The organism is Nostoc sp. UIC 10890 (genome assembly GCF_054786515.1).
Genome location: NZ_JBSGKF010000001.1, coordinates 6,909,648 through 6,924,104, shown reverse-complemented (window position 1 = coordinate 6,924,104; position 14,457 = coordinate 6,909,648). Strand labels below are relative to the sequence as shown.

The window sequence follows — 14,457 nt, the reverse complement described above, 5'->3', positions numbered from 1 at the left end:
ACACAAATATCAGTAAAAGTACTGGATAAATAATAAATATTAGCTACATTAAAACTTCTTGGAAACCATTCCTATTACGAAACTTGCTGTCATATTGCTCGTTCCACCACAACCAACCAGTAGAATCTGCCCAGACATTGTGTTTTCTCAACACTTCTGTTCGGGTTAACGACAGTCCTCCCAAGACAAATTCTGGTCGGCTCCAAGCTAATAGTTCATCAAGTTGCTCTACAGACAAACCAAATTTTAAGCCTGTAGTTCTAGTTTTATCAACTTTCAACAATCCGCCCAAGGCGATGTAATCATAACCAATATCCCGATAAACACTAATCAAAGAAGTTAAAAAACTTTTGGGTGAATCATAATGAGGAGGAAAAGAATTTAATTGAGGAACCAACTTTTGTTGCCAATTATAAATTGAATATCCTACTTGAACAACACCAATCAAAGTATATTTCCTTGGCTTTTGCCAATACTCTTCCCAAGTTAATCTAGCTAAATGAAGTGATAGTAATGGCTCTCCAAAAATATCTTGTGTAAAAATAAAATCAGGCGAAAATTGATCGCAGCGTTCTAGATATTCTCTGATTTTATGCCGCAAATGTTGTTCAGAAGCAAATTTTCGTTTACGTACCCAACGGTTATAAAAGTATTCAGAATATGTTTCATAATACCAAGGAAAATCTTGATTACCAAAAACGCCACTATCTATAAAAAAAGGTTTATTAAAATCACGGATAACCCTTAAAAGACTTTTGTTAGATGAGATAGGTGCCAAGATACCGTAATTACCTTGTAAATTCCTTAATCTATTGAATAAACCTAACCAGTCTACTGAAAATACTGGAAGAAATTTATGTTCAATATTCATATCTATCTTAATAAAGTAGAATTGAGTTTATCTAAATTCTAGATTAGCCCTTCGGCTCCGCTCAGGGCTAACGGTGAGCGAAGTCGAACCGTTAGATTTATTCTTTAGTACTATCAATATTACAATTTTCAGCATTCAGAAATTGTTGAAAACGCTTATAAAATACATAAGTGTTGTGAAAACCACGTCTACGATTACGGTCATTACCACGAAAAATAATTGTTTCTACTCTACAGTCTAGGTTTTGACAGATTTTACACTCACATTCCTGCCAAGGTTTTACTTCTAATAATTCCCTATACAATTGAGTGTGTTGTCTTAAACGTCTAGCTTTAGCTGTCGGGTTTACTATACCGTCACGAGGTAATTCTAATAACTCATCGTAAGCAAGTAATTTATTAAGAGATTCATCTAGTGATAGATTGCCTTTATCATATTCCCGAATAGCTTTTAATGCTTCTTGCTCAAGCTGCTTGAGAGTTTCACGTTCATAACCTGACGATAACAAATGTTTAATTCGTTGTGACTGCTTATCTACAAAAGGAATACGCACAGCAGCGTAAGCTTTACCACTTAAAGTATGATAATTCTCTACTGCATCAAACCAAGCTTTACGTAATGGACTTGCTGAGTCAAAACTAGTTACTCCCAAATGGCGGAAATAAGGAAGAGCATCAATACGTCCTACTCCAAATAAATGTAATCTAGTTTTGGGTGTTAAATGTTGATAAACTTCTTTCAATATTTCTAGAATTTCTATGGTTGGTGTCCTGGCAACTCCTCCTATAGCAATATAGTCATATTCCATTTCAACCAGTTTTTTTACTGCCTCAGCATAAGTTTCAGGACTCCAACCTTGAGCGACACCAATAGGGGTAAATGTATATCCAAATTTTTGGTGTTTTGATATAAATTCTTCTGCGTTTCGCAAAGTAAGATCGTAACGTTCTTCTCTAATTCCAGGCTGTGCAAATGGCCCCACAATTAAGTGGTCAATACTTACCCCATAATGGAAGCCTAGCCGCTGATAATAATCTAAAATTTCTATAGTATTATATGGAGGTTCTGGCTGCTTGATATATCCAAAAGCTCCACAATCCCCCATAATTTCTCCTGAGAATTTTAAATATTTTTGAATACCTCCTGCTGCTTCTATATCATTTCTTTTGGATTTTCTCTTATCAACAACTATCTTAGATACTAAAATACCGTCATAGTTGGGTTTTTCATATATTTTTTCTTCATGAGCATAAATATCATCTTTGCAAGCCTTACGATTAGGACTAAATTTATCCTGTAAAAAGTCATATCCAGCATCTACTTTATCATCCCATTCAGGAATAAAATATTGCATTTTTAAATGCTGATTAACTGCAACTGGTAATTTTAGAATATAACATAACTCTTCTTCTGTATATTTACTTTTTCTATGGCTTTTATTCTGAAAATTTAATTTCCTCTCCGTTGAAAATGAAATTCCAAGAGGTAGTTCTAACGGATTTGGTTGTTTATTTAGAAGTTCTTCTAATGTTTCTGGATTATTATATATACTTTCCAATAAATGTGGAACTCTGCTGGCTTCAGTAGCAATCAGCTTTAGCAGATGCCCCTTTAAACCCACTAAGGCACAGCTAAAACGCGATGCAGACTTATTGGAAAGAGTTAAAGTTAATAGCTTGGCATTACCTGAATCTATATAATTTATACTTTTATTTGAAGCAAAAAAAATGAAAGTTTGATGGGAATGAGTCTTAACTGGTAGCTTTAAAGTACGCAGGTATTTATCCCCAAGTAAGACAAATATTAAATCATATCCGATAATTTCCTGTTGAAAATCTTCATGGATTCTGAGATAATTCCCCCACGAATATACTTCATCATTCTTCATCGAATTAAAGGTGACAGAGTAGGGAACGATCGCTTTGTCTTCCGGGATTAGCCCATAACCTGCTGAAATGATTTTTACATCTACTGCTTCTTTTCCAAAATGCGATCGCAGGATATCCACCCCCTCCATTAGCCGTAGATGTTGCAGCCCTGTGTACATCTGGCCAGACGGACAAGAGAATTCTGAAAGTGATTGTGTGCGTTCTCTTAATCTCTCTGTGTCTTTAAAATCTTCTATTGTTAGCTGATTTGTTGGGTTATGAAGCTTTTTTCCAGTACAAGAAGTAATAATTACTATACGAGGGCATGAAAGTGTGCTAGTTGAAGCCAAGGGTTTTGTTAAGGGTGATTTAGTCATCTTCATACTCTACCCAAGAATTGGGGGTTTCTGATACTGCAACTTTTAGCTGCACATCAGAAGGCACTTGCTTCTTAGTTACGTCATAGATGTATTTGGCAATCATCTCCGCTGTCGTTTCATACTCAGGAGGCAATACCTCATTGAGAACACAATGATCTAGCCCACCTTTTGTAACGTCTTGTTTAGCCCAGCGTAAGGTTTTGAAATCAGCAACCATAACTGGATGGGGACAATATTGTGAAGAGTGTAGCTTCGATGATGTTGCCTCAATTCGCACTTTGTAACTGTGCCCGTGCATCCTACCACATGGCCCATCATAATCTTTAATGTAATGGGCGCTATCAAATGTAAATTCTGTTACTAGTTTCCATTTAGGCATTTAGTATTCCTTTATCTACCAACACAAAATTAAAGCCCGTATTCAGCAATTTCAGTACTGATTGCTACTTCATTGCCTTAAAGGGTACTTCTGCATCATCTCCTAAAGTCCCAAGACAGAACAGTAAGCCAAACTACCTTCAGAGGTACGCGTACCATATACCATAGCTAATACGCCGTGCAATGACAAAAAGCATATCTTAGGGCAGGTTCAGCTTCATTATTAATAGGTTGCAATCCTGGATCACAGACAAACGCAACTACAGCATCCTATTAAGCAAAAATTATAATTATTATTGTAACCCTGTAATAAAGTTACCCGATATTTACGATTTGCGCGGCTTTTTTGAGGATGAGGTTTTTTTATAATCTTACTCGCAATACTGACAAAATCTCTCTAACTGGCGCTTTATCTGCTTCTAGCTTCTCTATTCTCCCTAATAGTCGTTTTGGAATATACTTGCACTTTTTAACCAGGCGATCGCCATCCTTCCAAAACTCATAGTGATACCAAGCTTGGGGATAATCTTTGCCGTGAAGGGTGATGGTTTTCCACTGAATGGAGCCACTACCTAATCCTTTGTGTCGTCTAGTTTTACTAGGGTTATTTTTACTGGGGGGTATTTCTGACTGCTCGACATCGTTACTAGGGTTATTTTTACTGGGGGGTATTTCTGGCTGCTCAACATCTTTACTAGGGTTATTTTCGATATCCCCCAGTAATGTGTTTTTACTAGGGCTAGGCACAACACCCAGTAATGCCAAAATTTCTCTAATTGGGCGCTTCTTGAACTCTGCTTCTTGAATATCCCCAAGTATTTGCTTGGGAATGTACTTGGTCTTCTTGCTCCCTTTTTCCTGCCAATGATAGTAAGCCTGGGGATAGTCCTTTCCACCCCTAGTAATGGTGCGCCAATAAATAGTGCCGTTACCCTCACCCCAATTTCTGCGCTTTTTACTAGGGCTATCTTTACTGGGGGATATCTCTATTTGTTCAGAGTTTTTACTAGGGCTATTATCAATACCCCCCAGTAAAAATTCCGACGCAGGAGGGGGATGATTTTGACAGCAGTTTGAGGACTCAAATATTTCCGGAGCGCAAATTCTGGATAATTCCATAGGACTTGTCAAAAAATACCGTTGCTATGCCTGTTTCACCGTGTCGAGCCTTAGCCATGATGAGTTCTAATATTCCTTGATCTGTAGTGTCTGGGTTGTAGTACTCATCGCGGTAAGCGAGAATAATATTGTCTGCCACCATTTCTAAAATTCCTGACTGGCTGAGGTCGCTCATCATTGGGCGCTTATTCTGTCTGCCCTCAACTCCCCTAGAGATTTGCGACAGTGCTAACACGGGTACATCCAGTTCCCCTGCCATTTTGTAAAGTCCTCTGGCCACATCTCCCAGTTCATAGCTGCGGTTCCCTCCAGAATCCTCTGCCATCATTTGCAGGTAATCAACTACAACTAACCCCAGTTTTCCCTCTTTGGCCTTAATTTGACGGCATTCTGATGCAATTTGTGAAACGGTGATACTCCTTGAGTCATTCATATAAAGCGGTAGTTCTGAAGCAACACCGACGATTTTGGCAATGCTTGTAAATTCCCAGTCTGCTAGGGGTTTATTACCTGAGCGATGTCTGCGGATGCGATCGCTTTTTAGTGGCGTTAACTCTAAATGCTTGTAAGCGTTGCTAACACTAATTAAACTCCACAGCCTGTACTCCAATTGTTTCTTTGTCATCTCCAAGGAGAAGATGACCACAGGTAGCTCATGGAACAGTATCATTTGGAAAGCCAAAAACAAGGCGATCTGGGACTTTCCCATTGATGGCCTACCCGCAACTATTGTGAGTGTGCCACTTTCAAATCCCACCATCAAATTATCGAGTTCATGAAGTCCTGTAGGGTAAATGGGGTTTCCTGAATTTAAATCCTCGTAAGCAGCAACGTTAATCGTGCTGTTGTGTTCAGTGTTTGAAGATAGGGTTTGATTAGATAATTGGAAAATTTTCTGTTCTGATTGGTCAAGGATTTGTGGTAACTCAGTTTCTGTCTCGTAACCCAGATGTACAATTTCATTTCCAGCCTTGATTAACTGCCTACGTGCGAATTTGTCCATCACCAACTCGGCTAAAGTGTCAATGTTGACAGCTGACACTGTGCGGTCTACCAGAGTTGCTAATTTATTTCTGCCGCCGATACGGACTAGTAAATCGTGGTCAGTAAGCCAAGCTGTAACTGTGAGTAAATCAGTGGGTTTACCAGAGCAATAAAGGTGCTGGACGGCTTGATAGATATCTTTATGGGCGCTAATATAAAAGGCTTCGGGAATTAAGCGATCGCTCACCCTACCGATTGCTTCTGGGTCAAGCATGATACCGCCTAAAATCGCCTCTTCCGCTTCGATGTTTTGGGGTGGTAGTTTATCAATCACGTCGCACCGCCAGTATTGCCAGTCAGATTTTGGTTTTGCGACTCTTCCCAAGCTCTTTGAGCCTGTCGCTGCCGTTCTTCAAGTTCTCGACGGAATTCGTCTCGAGCATTTTTTGTTTCAGTTTTTTTGGCTTGTACCTGTTTTGAAGCCAGATATTTTTCGTAATAAACTTCCCAGCGATTCCTTCCGGCTTTGTTCTTGTGAGCTAACCAAGCCTCAATGTCATTCACTGGTTGGCTAAGATTTTTGGTTTTTTCCTCACAAAATTCTAGAAAATTCGCTCGCTCGTCTTCTGAGAGAGTCTTTATAAGGTCTAAATAATTCTTATTGATCTTAGGGTTTTGAAATTCTCTCTCCACAAGACTTTCAGCCTCTGCGTGGTGCGTCATGATCCATCGTGGTGCGTGGTGATCCACTGTGGTGTGTGGCGATCGCGCTCGGTGCGTCATCACACCTTGGGTGCATCATCGCACCATCGGTGTCTTCACACACCAATGGTGCGTCATCACACCTTGGGTGCATCATTACACCATCGGTGTCTTCAATGAATTTGGGTGTGTCATTGCACCATAATCCCTTTGGTTTCACCTTGGTTCTGACTTGCAATAACTCTAGATCAATGAATCCCTTTGCGTCTAATTCCTTAAGAGCGCGGCTTACAGTTTGCCTGTGGACTATCCGCTCTGGTGCTGACAGCTGACGAGCTACCTCAGCGGCATTGATGTCAATCCCTTGGTTATAAGGGTCAATGGTTCGGATGTAGTATAGGACATCCCTCTGTGCTGGTGTGAGTTCACGGCAGGCTTTCAGCCATTCTTCATGCTTAAGTGGATAGAAACGTCCCTGAATTTTTGAATTTGGTTGTGTCACAATTTTGCTAATACAAATGAAAAGATAAAATTTCACCTCGATCCGTTGGGATAGAGACTAATTTTTTAGGTGTCCATCATTAACACTGAGTCAACGAATTTTTATATTCAATCGCGACAGGGTATTTATTTGATGGCTATGCTAGTAATGTGAAGATTAAAGATATGTCTGGGAAAAAGCACTCCTAGCAGAAGTTTGGTAAGATTAGGGTATACATCATCGTTGTCGTTTAATCAAACATCAAATAGTATAACCGTTAAACTTAAGTATAATTAGCAAAGCAATGCAAAGTTTTGTATCAGAAAAAACACAAAGTTATCAGCAGTTATTCGATGAGATGATGAATCGCTTCAATTTGGAAGCGAAGAAAACTGCTGAACAGGCTAAAGTGTCAGAAGTAATGTTATCCCGCTTTCGTCGCGGGAAGGCGGATCTAGGAGCATCAAAACTAATAGCGCTACTTTTGGCTATTCCGGTAGAAGCTAGGGTGTGGTATTTATCTGAGTTATTTGGTCAGAGGCCAGGAATTAGCCTGCGATCGCTGATTGCTGAAGCACCTCCAGAAGAACAAGCTGAAGTTTTACGACTAATTGCTGATATTTTTGTGAATAACAGCCGTGAGGCTACAGAACCAGTGCAGTTGCTTAAAGCTTTATAACTCACCGTTCGCAATAGAATTTAACTAAGAGTAATTATCCACCAAGTTGCAAATATCCAGCAATTCTCATAATGAGAATTGCTGTTAGGTCAAAGTCAGTACGCCAGATGTTAACACTCTCCCACTACCGATTTAAGCAGTTTCTTAAGCACAAAGCTTTTGAAACTAGCAAGTCAGTTATGGATGTTAACGAGGCATACACATCAAAAACAGTCAGTTGGACTGGTGAAATAATCCCCAATCTTGGTGGCGCTAAATTCGTCCAGTCTCCATCTGATGGGCAAGTGATGAGCCGGGATCTAAATGGTGCGCGAGGGATTTTCCTTCGTGCATTGGTTGATACGCCCTCTCTCCAAGAGTGTATTTGTTAATGAATGTTAGCAAAAAGGTATCGGTTAACTTAATCGTTAACGTTAATTTTCTTAGCCAATGTCTGAAATTTGCGTTGTTCACCAGCTTGTTTACGCTGTTGATAACGTTTTCTAGCTTGGTTTAGTACCTCTTGCAATAATTCCTCATTTTCTGAGCAGACGATAAATGCAGCTTCTAGGAAAGTATCTCTCGTAATTTTATTTACATTGCAAAAGCTATCTAGGTTAGTATCAATGTCCTGTTCTAACCTGATTGTTCGCCTGATGATTTGGGGTAACTCTAACTGCTGTTCTTGATTAGAAGTGCTTACCTTATCGTTTATAACTCCCTCACCATCTAAATCTGGTTTTGGTTTTTCAGACAAATGACTAAATTCAGTAATTTCGTCATTTAGTAACTTATCATGCTGTACTTTTACAAGTGTTGTATCCCGTGCTGGAACACTTGGACGTGTCTTTTTCTTAAGGCGCTCAAAAACATCAGACATTCTTTTGTAACCTCTCGATAATTTGTTGGAAGGGAGTTTCGAGTTGTTCAAAGCCTAGAGAGGACAAACTTACACCTTTATCTATGGCCTTTTTAAATTGTTCAGATTCTAAAATTGAAGGTAAAACGACTATTTCTTCGGCAATTGTTCGCATTGCACTGATACTCGCCTTACTTTGTGCGACTTGGTTATTACCTACCCATTTATCTCTGAATGGCAAGATGCCAAGCACTATCCCTGAAAAAGCATCAATTTCTTGAAGTTCCTCAACTAAACTCAGAGTTCGGATCAGAGAATTTACACCTTTGGATGATGCTTCTACAGGAATGATAATACGGTCAGCGGCCCCCAACGATGTAAGGCAGATTTGCGATCGCTGAGGTGGCGCATCGACAATGCAGTATTGGAATAAATCTGATACCTCTTTTAAGCGTTTGCTCAGAACAATAGCTCCCATACCGCTCCCAGACAAAAATGCTTGAGCATTATCTAATCCATCATCAGCAGGAATTAACCATAGGTTTTCTCCGATTTCATAAATACCGTCTTCAGTATTGATCTGTTTTTTGAGAACTTCTAGAAGCGTGGGTTGATTCTGCTGAACTTCGTGCCCCAGGTAAAAAGTTAGGTTCGCTTGGGGATCGGCATCAATCATCAGTACACGCTGTCCTGTTTGAGCAAGCATTCTACCCAACAAGATTGCTTTGCTTGAGGTTGAAGTAGACAGGTAATAGTTTCCAACCTTTTCTCCAGCAAATCTAATCCCCCAGCTGAAGGTACATCCGGTTGAGCAATGTACTCTAAACCCCGACCCCGCAGTTTGCTAACTTTATGCTCTAGTACTAATTGGGCGATTTCCTCAAGCTGCTCTGCAAAACCTAAACATTGCTGTAATAGCATATTTATCTCGCCTATGGGTAAACCCTGACAAGCACGAAAGAGCAATTGCAGTGCTGATGTTTTTTCTATTGTCTTTAGCCAAGAATTGCGATCGGTTACGGCGCGGCGATCGCACTCTGCACAGTTCTGAAGGTGATAATGGCTATGCCCAACCCAGGCATCACAAAACTGCTCTACAATCATCTGCACCTGCTGTTGATCTGGAAGTGGATTTGATAGCACAGGAATAAAAGGCTGTAATTCTAGAGATAGTTGAACGTAAGTTTTCAATAACACCCAGTAATGACGTTGTTGACTCCAGAGAGCTTGATGACAGGCATTTAGTAATTGATAGCTAAATTTTTGACTTATTTTGCTACCATCACCCTCATTTAGCATTCCCTCTAGTAAATAAATGCCTGGTTGATAGTCGAATAGAAGATACTGAATAATGTCCCCGTCTTTACCCCTGTCAGTTGACTGTAAGATGTACTGACCTTGATGCTGAATTAATTGCTGTAGTCCACAGTAACCAGGATTCCAGACAAAGACTGACAAAGAACGTTCTTCACCCCAATGATAAAACTGCTGTAGTATTTGCATTCTGTCAGGCGTATGATACTCCACAGCCACAATTGGAGTATTTTGATCAGCTAGAGTAGGCCAGTCTGTTATCAATTTCATAAACTTGACTTCAACAACTTACTTTCTCCTTGTAGAGCAAATTTATTACTGATGCTTTAGCCACACGGATAATTATTACTAACGGGTTGGCTATATTTCTGGTGTGAAAAAGAGCGATGGCTACGCCCGCCGCAGGCATCGCCTCTAGCACAGCGTTAATTTCGGAAACTCCTCCTAGTCCGCTTCTTTATCTCCTAAAAGCATAAATTTATCGTCGCAGCAAAGACAGGTTTGAAATCGCAAAAAAATTAAATTGAAATGAAATGGATGTGAAAGCCGCGATTGCGGCAAGGAGGTGAAAAATTCACTTCATTAAAGGAAGCTGTAAAATGGCTATCGCTAGAGCTAGAACCAATAACAACAATCGCAACGGAGCTAATACTAAAACATCTGCCAAAACCAATGGCACATCCGCTACAACTAAATCAAAGGTAGCGAATGCCTCACCACAAGAAGAGGCATTCGCATTGTTAAAGGAATTGCGGAACCTAATCTTCAAAGAATACGGTGTTAAATTACAACTACGCGATTCCCGTGTTTCAACTAAAATCGGTCATGCAGCCCGTGAAAAACTCGGACTTGACATTGCTGCTCAGGTGAAAAAGAAAGGTGGTAACAAAAAGTTTGATTGGCAGAAATGGAACACCAAATTATTTACTAAATTGTTTGGACAACCAGATGCACTCAAATATGCACCAGAAGTAGTGGCAATTTTCATGGGTATCCTGTATGACACTATCAGCACTGACCCAGAGCAAGCAATAGCAGATTTAGTTGAATTCAACCGGGCATCTCTGGAACGTCGTAATTCTTTCCAAGAACAAGAAGAGGAAGAACTTGACGATTTAGATGACGAACTAGACGAAGACCTGGATGAAGATGAGGAGGATATCGAAGACGAACTGGACGAAGATTTAGATGAAGATGACGAATTAGATGAAGAAGATGAAGATGAGTAAATAATTCTGACTTCTTCTCAGTAATTGACAGAATAATAACCCAAAATAACCATGTATTGCCTCAAACAATACAGGTTATTTTTTTGCCGAATAAAGAATTGAAACTGGAGTGAATTGCATCTTTCGATGCTGTTTCTATGAGAAAAATACTAAATATCAAGGAGTAATTCTCATGGTTAACGCTAACGTCCGCAAAACTGCTAAAGCATCACGTAAAATTGAAAGGCATATTCCTGCTTTAGAACGAGTAATGACTTATCAGGAAAAAGTACACCTGATGGTCATTGAAGTATTGCGGGAAGAATCAGGAAGAGAATTAGCAGCAGCAGCCAGATTTAATGGACAAGAGTTTGATTGGGACAAACACAATTCCCAGTTCCGTAAGGACTATGTAAATACACCATTAAAAGAACTGGTGAATTATGCCCGCAAACTTTACGGCTTGAATAATCTTGATGAAATACGAGATAGACGTGCTTCTCATAAAGCTGCTCGGTCTAAACGTATGGATGGACTCAATGGTTTAAGTAGCAACTCTGATGACTCGATAAATGACGATTTTGACCAAGATGAAGATGATGAAGATGTAGAAATTGACGATTAATTATAATGCCCTGAATTAGATAATTCAGGGCATTGTATTTACCGTCCACCCGCATCCAACAAACAGAATTGAATGCAGCGATCGCTATTGATTTCAAGAGATTCAAAAGTGAACTCTAACTCAGAAGGCATCTGTCGATGCTATTTAGGTGAGATGTAGTAATTCGTTAATTAAAGGATAATCAAATGACTCAAATGACTCGTAATCAACAACAAACAAAAGCGTTGGATCAAGTAATAGGTTATCAGGATAAAGTGCGATTAATGGTACTGGAAGTTTTACGTGAGGAATCAGGTAGAGAACTTGCTGCTCAAGCACGTTTTAATCAGCAAGAATTTGATTGGAACGAACATAACATTCAGTTTCGCCAGGACTATAACGAAACTCCCATCAATGAACTACTAGCATACGCCAAACGTCTGTATGGACTGAAAGATTTGGATGCAGTACGGGAGCGGCGCAAAGCTCATAAACAACAACGTACAGCTAGATGGGCTGAAGCTTCTTAATTACCTGCTGGCTCTCACAGTAGCCCCACTAAAATGTGGGGTAACTTTTTTGCCCACCCACCCTTAACCGTAAAAGCTTTATTTTACCGAAGATGCAGCTTCGCACCCCACCCCGCCAAATGTTGTAATTGTCCGACTGGAAAGTTTACTAGTCATTAACTCATAAATCTGCTGATTTGAAAGTTGAGTTGGCTTGACCTCAACTGTGGGTGCAGTTCCTCCCTTGTTAACTTGAATAATTGAATTAGCCCAATAAAACTGCTGCTGGTCAGGTTGTGCATAAACAGGATAACAGCCTTTCGAGGCGATCGCTAATTTATGCTCTACGCTAGAAACTGATGGTAGAGAAATACCAGCACGAACTAATTTTGCCTCTCCTACTGGCCCCCACAAACGTAATTGTTGATTGACACAACGTTTTCCATCCTTGAGAGGGGCAATGATGTTGCCACAAACTTTAACATCCACGTCATACATCGGCGGATAATCAGGCACAGTTTGAGCTTGAGTCGTATTCTTCTCATCCTTGCCACTGACATTTACAGTAGTAGGGGTACAACCTGTAGCTATACCTCCTATTACCAGCAGCCAAAGCCACTTAACTTTGCAGGTAAACATCTGCTGAATCCTCTTCTACGATTGAGAAATTGACAACTAATTTTTTAACTTAAACCCCGTCCATTTTGAAACCTGGAGTTTTTAGGGAGAGTGTATTATTCTTTCGCGGCTTGAGTTCTGAGCTTTACTCTAATTCCAAAAAACTGTGGTTTTCAAGGTAGACGTGGTTTAGATACAAACTGGCGCTGATTGCTAGGCGATGTCCATAACGTGCAGAACCCGGATGAGGCTTTTCTGCTACTTGCTCCAATTTCCAGTGTTACCCCCAAACGCTTAACATCCTTAGCACAAGTAAGTTGACCGTTTTGGTCACGACTTAGCAAATCTTGATTCCATTGCATTAGGTTGTGAGCAAACTTACCTTCATTACTTGTTGCCCATTCCAAAGCATTGGCTTGGGCTTGTGTGAGTTGGCGTGGCCCAGCAGGATCTAGATGACTGGATTGATACCAGGACATTCCAGCTACACTTACTAGTCCGCCTACTCCAGCTGCAATTAATAGCAGTATTCCCGCAGCAATTAAAGAGGGAACTGAATGAATAGCACGCTCAAATTCAGTACGCCTAATTAATGCCGCCACTGACTGAGCGATCGCTTTTTGCTGACCTTTTACTGCTGCCTTTTCATATGTCTGGAGATGGTCATAAAGCTGCGTTTGCCACAGGTCAAACATTGCTTCCATTTCTTTGGGATTGTCTTCCAATAGTACTTGCAGCCTACCAGTAGCAATCATCATCAGAAATGCTGGGTCATCAGGGTCAAGTCCAGTTTGGACTACTATTTCCCAAACCCTAGCTTTAAATGAATCATCTTTACCTCGAATGGCTAAATCTAGTAAAGTTGGGTAAGGAATTTGGCTCAGTCCTTTGCCTCTAGCAGCTACTGAATCCAAAAATTCATCGTCTAAATCGAGTTCTTCAATGTGAGAATTACTCATATCTGTATTTGCTTTTAGCTAATTCGCGTCCTCGTCCCCCACGCTCATTTGGTAATCCAATTTGATGGTGGGAGATGTCACCGAAACAGTGCTGAGTGCTGAGTAAAAAAGTAAAATTAATTGCACGGGCTAAACACTCCGCTACCGATAACAGCACTCCTGAATTAGATTACTTCTTGGTAGCAACCTTGCCGTTGACATTAGCATCATCAACTTTTTCTGTTGGGGAAGTAATTGAAGCTGCTGGAAGGTTCCAAATTTTAGCTTTCTCAATTTCCTCAGAAGCTTTTTTAAGAAAATTGTGTAATCGCTGCTTACCCAATACGCCTAACTCTCCATAATCTCTAGCCGCAGAAAAATTTATCTGATTGGCATCAAGGATATCTCATTCTCGATAGCTGAACTTGGGAAAATTGATGACAGCTACTTTATAAGCTTTGATTAATTCCTGTAAATCCTTACGTCCATCTACGTGTTTCCAGTCGTCGCATAAACCACAATTGCGTATAAATATGTGCTTAATCTTGTTTTCAAAGCGTTCGAGAGATTGCATAAATAATTGAACGCTGTCATAACCACCACTACAAACAAACCACTTGTATATTTTGACCTTATTTTTCCCAGTAAGTTCTAGGATTTGATTCCGCTCAATCCAATCAGTTACTGCTGGGTATACTTGAGCAGGTAAATTGACAATGACAGAAGTTGTTAGTGCTAAATTAAAAATTTCATCAGCATCGTAAGCTTTACGTTCTGATTCGCTAAAAACTGCTGTTTTATGATTATCTGGGTAAAATGCGCCCACATCTGGATTACTTTGGTCTGCTTCTACCAATTCATAAGAGAGTTTATTGTCAATACAGTATTGCACCATAACCCGTGCAAACAAAGACTTGCCAACTCCACCTTTTTCACCATCCATGAAGTGAATTGCTGCCATCTTAA

General features: G+C 40.0%; 19 protein-coding genes. 6 read left to right on the top strand and 13 right to left on the bottom strand.

All coding sequences use genetic code 11. The features are described 5' to 3' along the window. Positions 1-43 precede the first annotated feature (43 nt). The 7 genes from ACWATR_RS28690 to ACWATR_RS28660 form a co-directional block, all read right to left on the bottom strand. Positions 44-871, bottom strand: coding sequence for a hypothetical protein (locus ACWATR_RS28690; protein WP_460339587.1), 828 nt, complete (start codon positions 869-871; stop codon positions 44-46). A gap of 97 nt (positions 872-968) precedes the next feature. Next, positions 969-3,116, bottom strand: a complete 2,148-nt coding sequence (gene dpdA / locus ACWATR_RS28685) for a tRNA-guanine transglycosylase DpdA (protein ID WP_460339585.1) — start codon at positions 3,114-3,116, stop codon at positions 969-971. Further along, on the bottom strand, positions 3,109-3,498 hold the full coding sequence (locus ACWATR_RS28680) for a 6-pyruvoyl trahydropterin synthase family protein (RefSeq protein WP_094330707.1): 390 nt from the start codon (positions 3,496-3,498) through the stop codon (positions 3,109-3,111). Before ACWATR_RS28680 ends, dpdA begins: the two co-directional genes overlap by 8 nt. A 362-nt stretch (positions 3,499-3,860) precedes the next feature. Continuing rightward, positions 3,861-4,616, bottom strand: a complete 756-nt coding sequence (locus ACWATR_RS28675; RefSeq protein ID WP_460339582.1) for a hypothetical protein — start codon at positions 4,614-4,616, stop codon at positions 3,861-3,863. After that, on the bottom strand, positions 4,579-5,934 hold the full coding sequence (gene dnaB, locus ACWATR_RS28670; RefSeq protein ID WP_460339580.1) for a replicative DNA helicase: 1,356 nt from the start codon (positions 5,932-5,934) through the stop codon (positions 4,579-4,581). The genes ACWATR_RS28675 and dnaB overlap by 38 nt, the downstream gene beginning before the upstream one ends. Then, entirely contained in the window at positions 5,931-6,323 is a 393-nt protein-coding gene (locus tag ACWATR_RS28665) for a hypothetical protein (protein ID WP_460339578.1), read from the bottom strand. Before ACWATR_RS28665 ends, dnaB begins: the two co-directional genes overlap by 4 nt. Beyond that, a complete protein-coding gene (locus ACWATR_RS28660) occupies positions 6,301-6,804 on the bottom strand; it encodes a MarR family transcriptional regulator (RefSeq protein ID WP_460339576.1) in 504 nt (167 codons plus the stop codon). The genes ACWATR_RS28665 and ACWATR_RS28660 overlap by 23 nt, the downstream gene beginning before the upstream one ends. 283 nt (positions 6,805-7,087) lie before the next feature. Here ACWATR_RS28660 and ACWATR_RS28655 point away from each other — a divergent pair, with 283 nt between their 5' ends. Both ACWATR_RS28655 and ACWATR_RS28650 read left to right on the top strand, forming a co-directional pair. Then, a complete protein-coding gene (locus tag ACWATR_RS28655; protein ID WP_414517152.1) occupies positions 7,088-7,462 on the top strand; it encodes an XRE family transcriptional regulator in 375 nt (124 codons plus the stop codon). 107 nt (positions 7,463-7,569) lie between these two features. After that, complete coding sequence (locus ACWATR_RS28650; protein WP_460339573.1) at positions 7,570-7,833, top strand: zinc ribbon domain-containing protein; 264 nt, start codon at positions 7,570-7,572, stop codon at positions 7,831-7,833. A 29-nt stretch (positions 7,834-7,862) separates the two neighbouring features. Here the strand turns inward: ACWATR_RS28650 and ACWATR_RS28645 are convergent, their stop codons facing one another. Genes ACWATR_RS28645 through ACWATR_RS28635 form a run of 3 tightly spaced genes read right to left on the bottom strand, consistent with a single transcriptional unit; the run spans position 7,863 to position 9,884 of the window. Then, positions 7,863-8,321, bottom strand: a complete 459-nt coding sequence (locus ACWATR_RS28645; RefSeq protein ID WP_460339570.1) for a hypothetical protein — start codon at positions 8,319-8,321, stop codon at positions 7,863-7,865. Further along, positions 8,314-9,006, bottom strand: a complete 693-nt coding sequence (locus ACWATR_RS28640; RefSeq protein WP_460339568.1) for a ParA family protein — start codon at positions 9,004-9,006, stop codon at positions 8,314-8,316. The genes ACWATR_RS28645 and ACWATR_RS28640 overlap by 8 nt, the downstream gene beginning before the upstream one ends. Then, complete coding sequence (locus ACWATR_RS28635) at positions 8,976-9,884, bottom strand: hypothetical protein (protein ID WP_460339566.1); 909 nt, start codon at positions 9,882-9,884, stop codon at positions 8,976-8,978. Before ACWATR_RS28635 ends, ACWATR_RS28640 begins: the two co-directional genes overlap by 31 nt. A 329-nt stretch (positions 9,885-10,213) precedes the next feature. Between ACWATR_RS28635 and ACWATR_RS28630 the strand changes: the two genes are divergently transcribed. The 3 genes from ACWATR_RS28630 (at position 10,214) to ACWATR_RS28620 (ending at position 11,956) form a co-directional block, all read left to right on the top strand. Beyond that, the gene (locus ACWATR_RS28630) at positions 10,214-10,843 is read left to right on the top strand and encodes a primosomal protein (RefSeq protein ID WP_460339565.1); all 630 of its coding nucleotides are present in this window, start codon (positions 10,214-10,216) and stop codon (positions 10,841-10,843) included. 172 nt (positions 10,844-11,015) lie between these two features. Next, positions 11,016-11,447: a hypothetical protein gene (locus ACWATR_RS28625; protein WP_460339563.1), complete on the top strand. Its 432-nt coding sequence runs from the start codon at positions 11,016-11,018 to the stop codon at positions 11,445-11,447. Positions 11,448-11,632: 185 nt separating this feature from the next. Further along, positions 11,633-11,956 carry a hypothetical protein gene (locus ACWATR_RS28620; RefSeq protein ID WP_460339561.1) on the top strand — a complete coding sequence of 108 codons (324 nt, stop codon included), beginning with the start codon at positions 11,633-11,635 and terminating at the stop codon, positions 11,954-11,956. Positions 11,957-12,034: 78 nt separating this feature from the next. Here the strand turns inward: ACWATR_RS28620 and ACWATR_RS28615 are convergent, their stop codons facing one another. Together ACWATR_RS28615 and ACWATR_RS28610 are read right to left on the bottom strand one after the other, a co-directional pair. Next, the gene (locus ACWATR_RS28615; protein WP_460339559.1) at positions 12,035-12,574 is read right to left on the bottom strand and encodes a hypothetical protein; all 540 of its coding nucleotides are present in this window, start codon (positions 12,572-12,574) and stop codon (positions 12,035-12,037) included. A 152-nt stretch (positions 12,575-12,726) separates the two neighbouring features. Beyond that, positions 12,727-13,512: a DUF6753 family protein gene (locus ACWATR_RS28610; protein ID WP_460339557.1), complete on the bottom strand. Its 786-nt coding sequence runs from the start codon at positions 13,510-13,512 to the stop codon at positions 12,727-12,729. A gap of 95 nt (positions 13,513-13,607) precedes the next feature. Between ACWATR_RS28610 and ACWATR_RS28605 the strand changes: the two genes are divergently transcribed. Beyond that, entirely contained in the window at positions 13,608-13,853 is a 246-nt protein-coding gene (locus ACWATR_RS28605) for a hypothetical protein (RefSeq protein WP_460339555.1), read from the top strand. Between the two features lie 44 nt (positions 13,854-13,897). Here the strand turns inward: ACWATR_RS28605 and ACWATR_RS28600 are convergent, their stop codons facing one another. Continuing rightward, positions 13,898-14,452: a P-loop NTPase family protein gene (locus ACWATR_RS28600; RefSeq protein ID WP_460339553.1), complete on the bottom strand. Its 555-nt coding sequence runs from the start codon at positions 14,450-14,452 to the stop codon at positions 13,898-13,900. Positions 14,453-14,457: the final 5 nt, after the last annotated feature.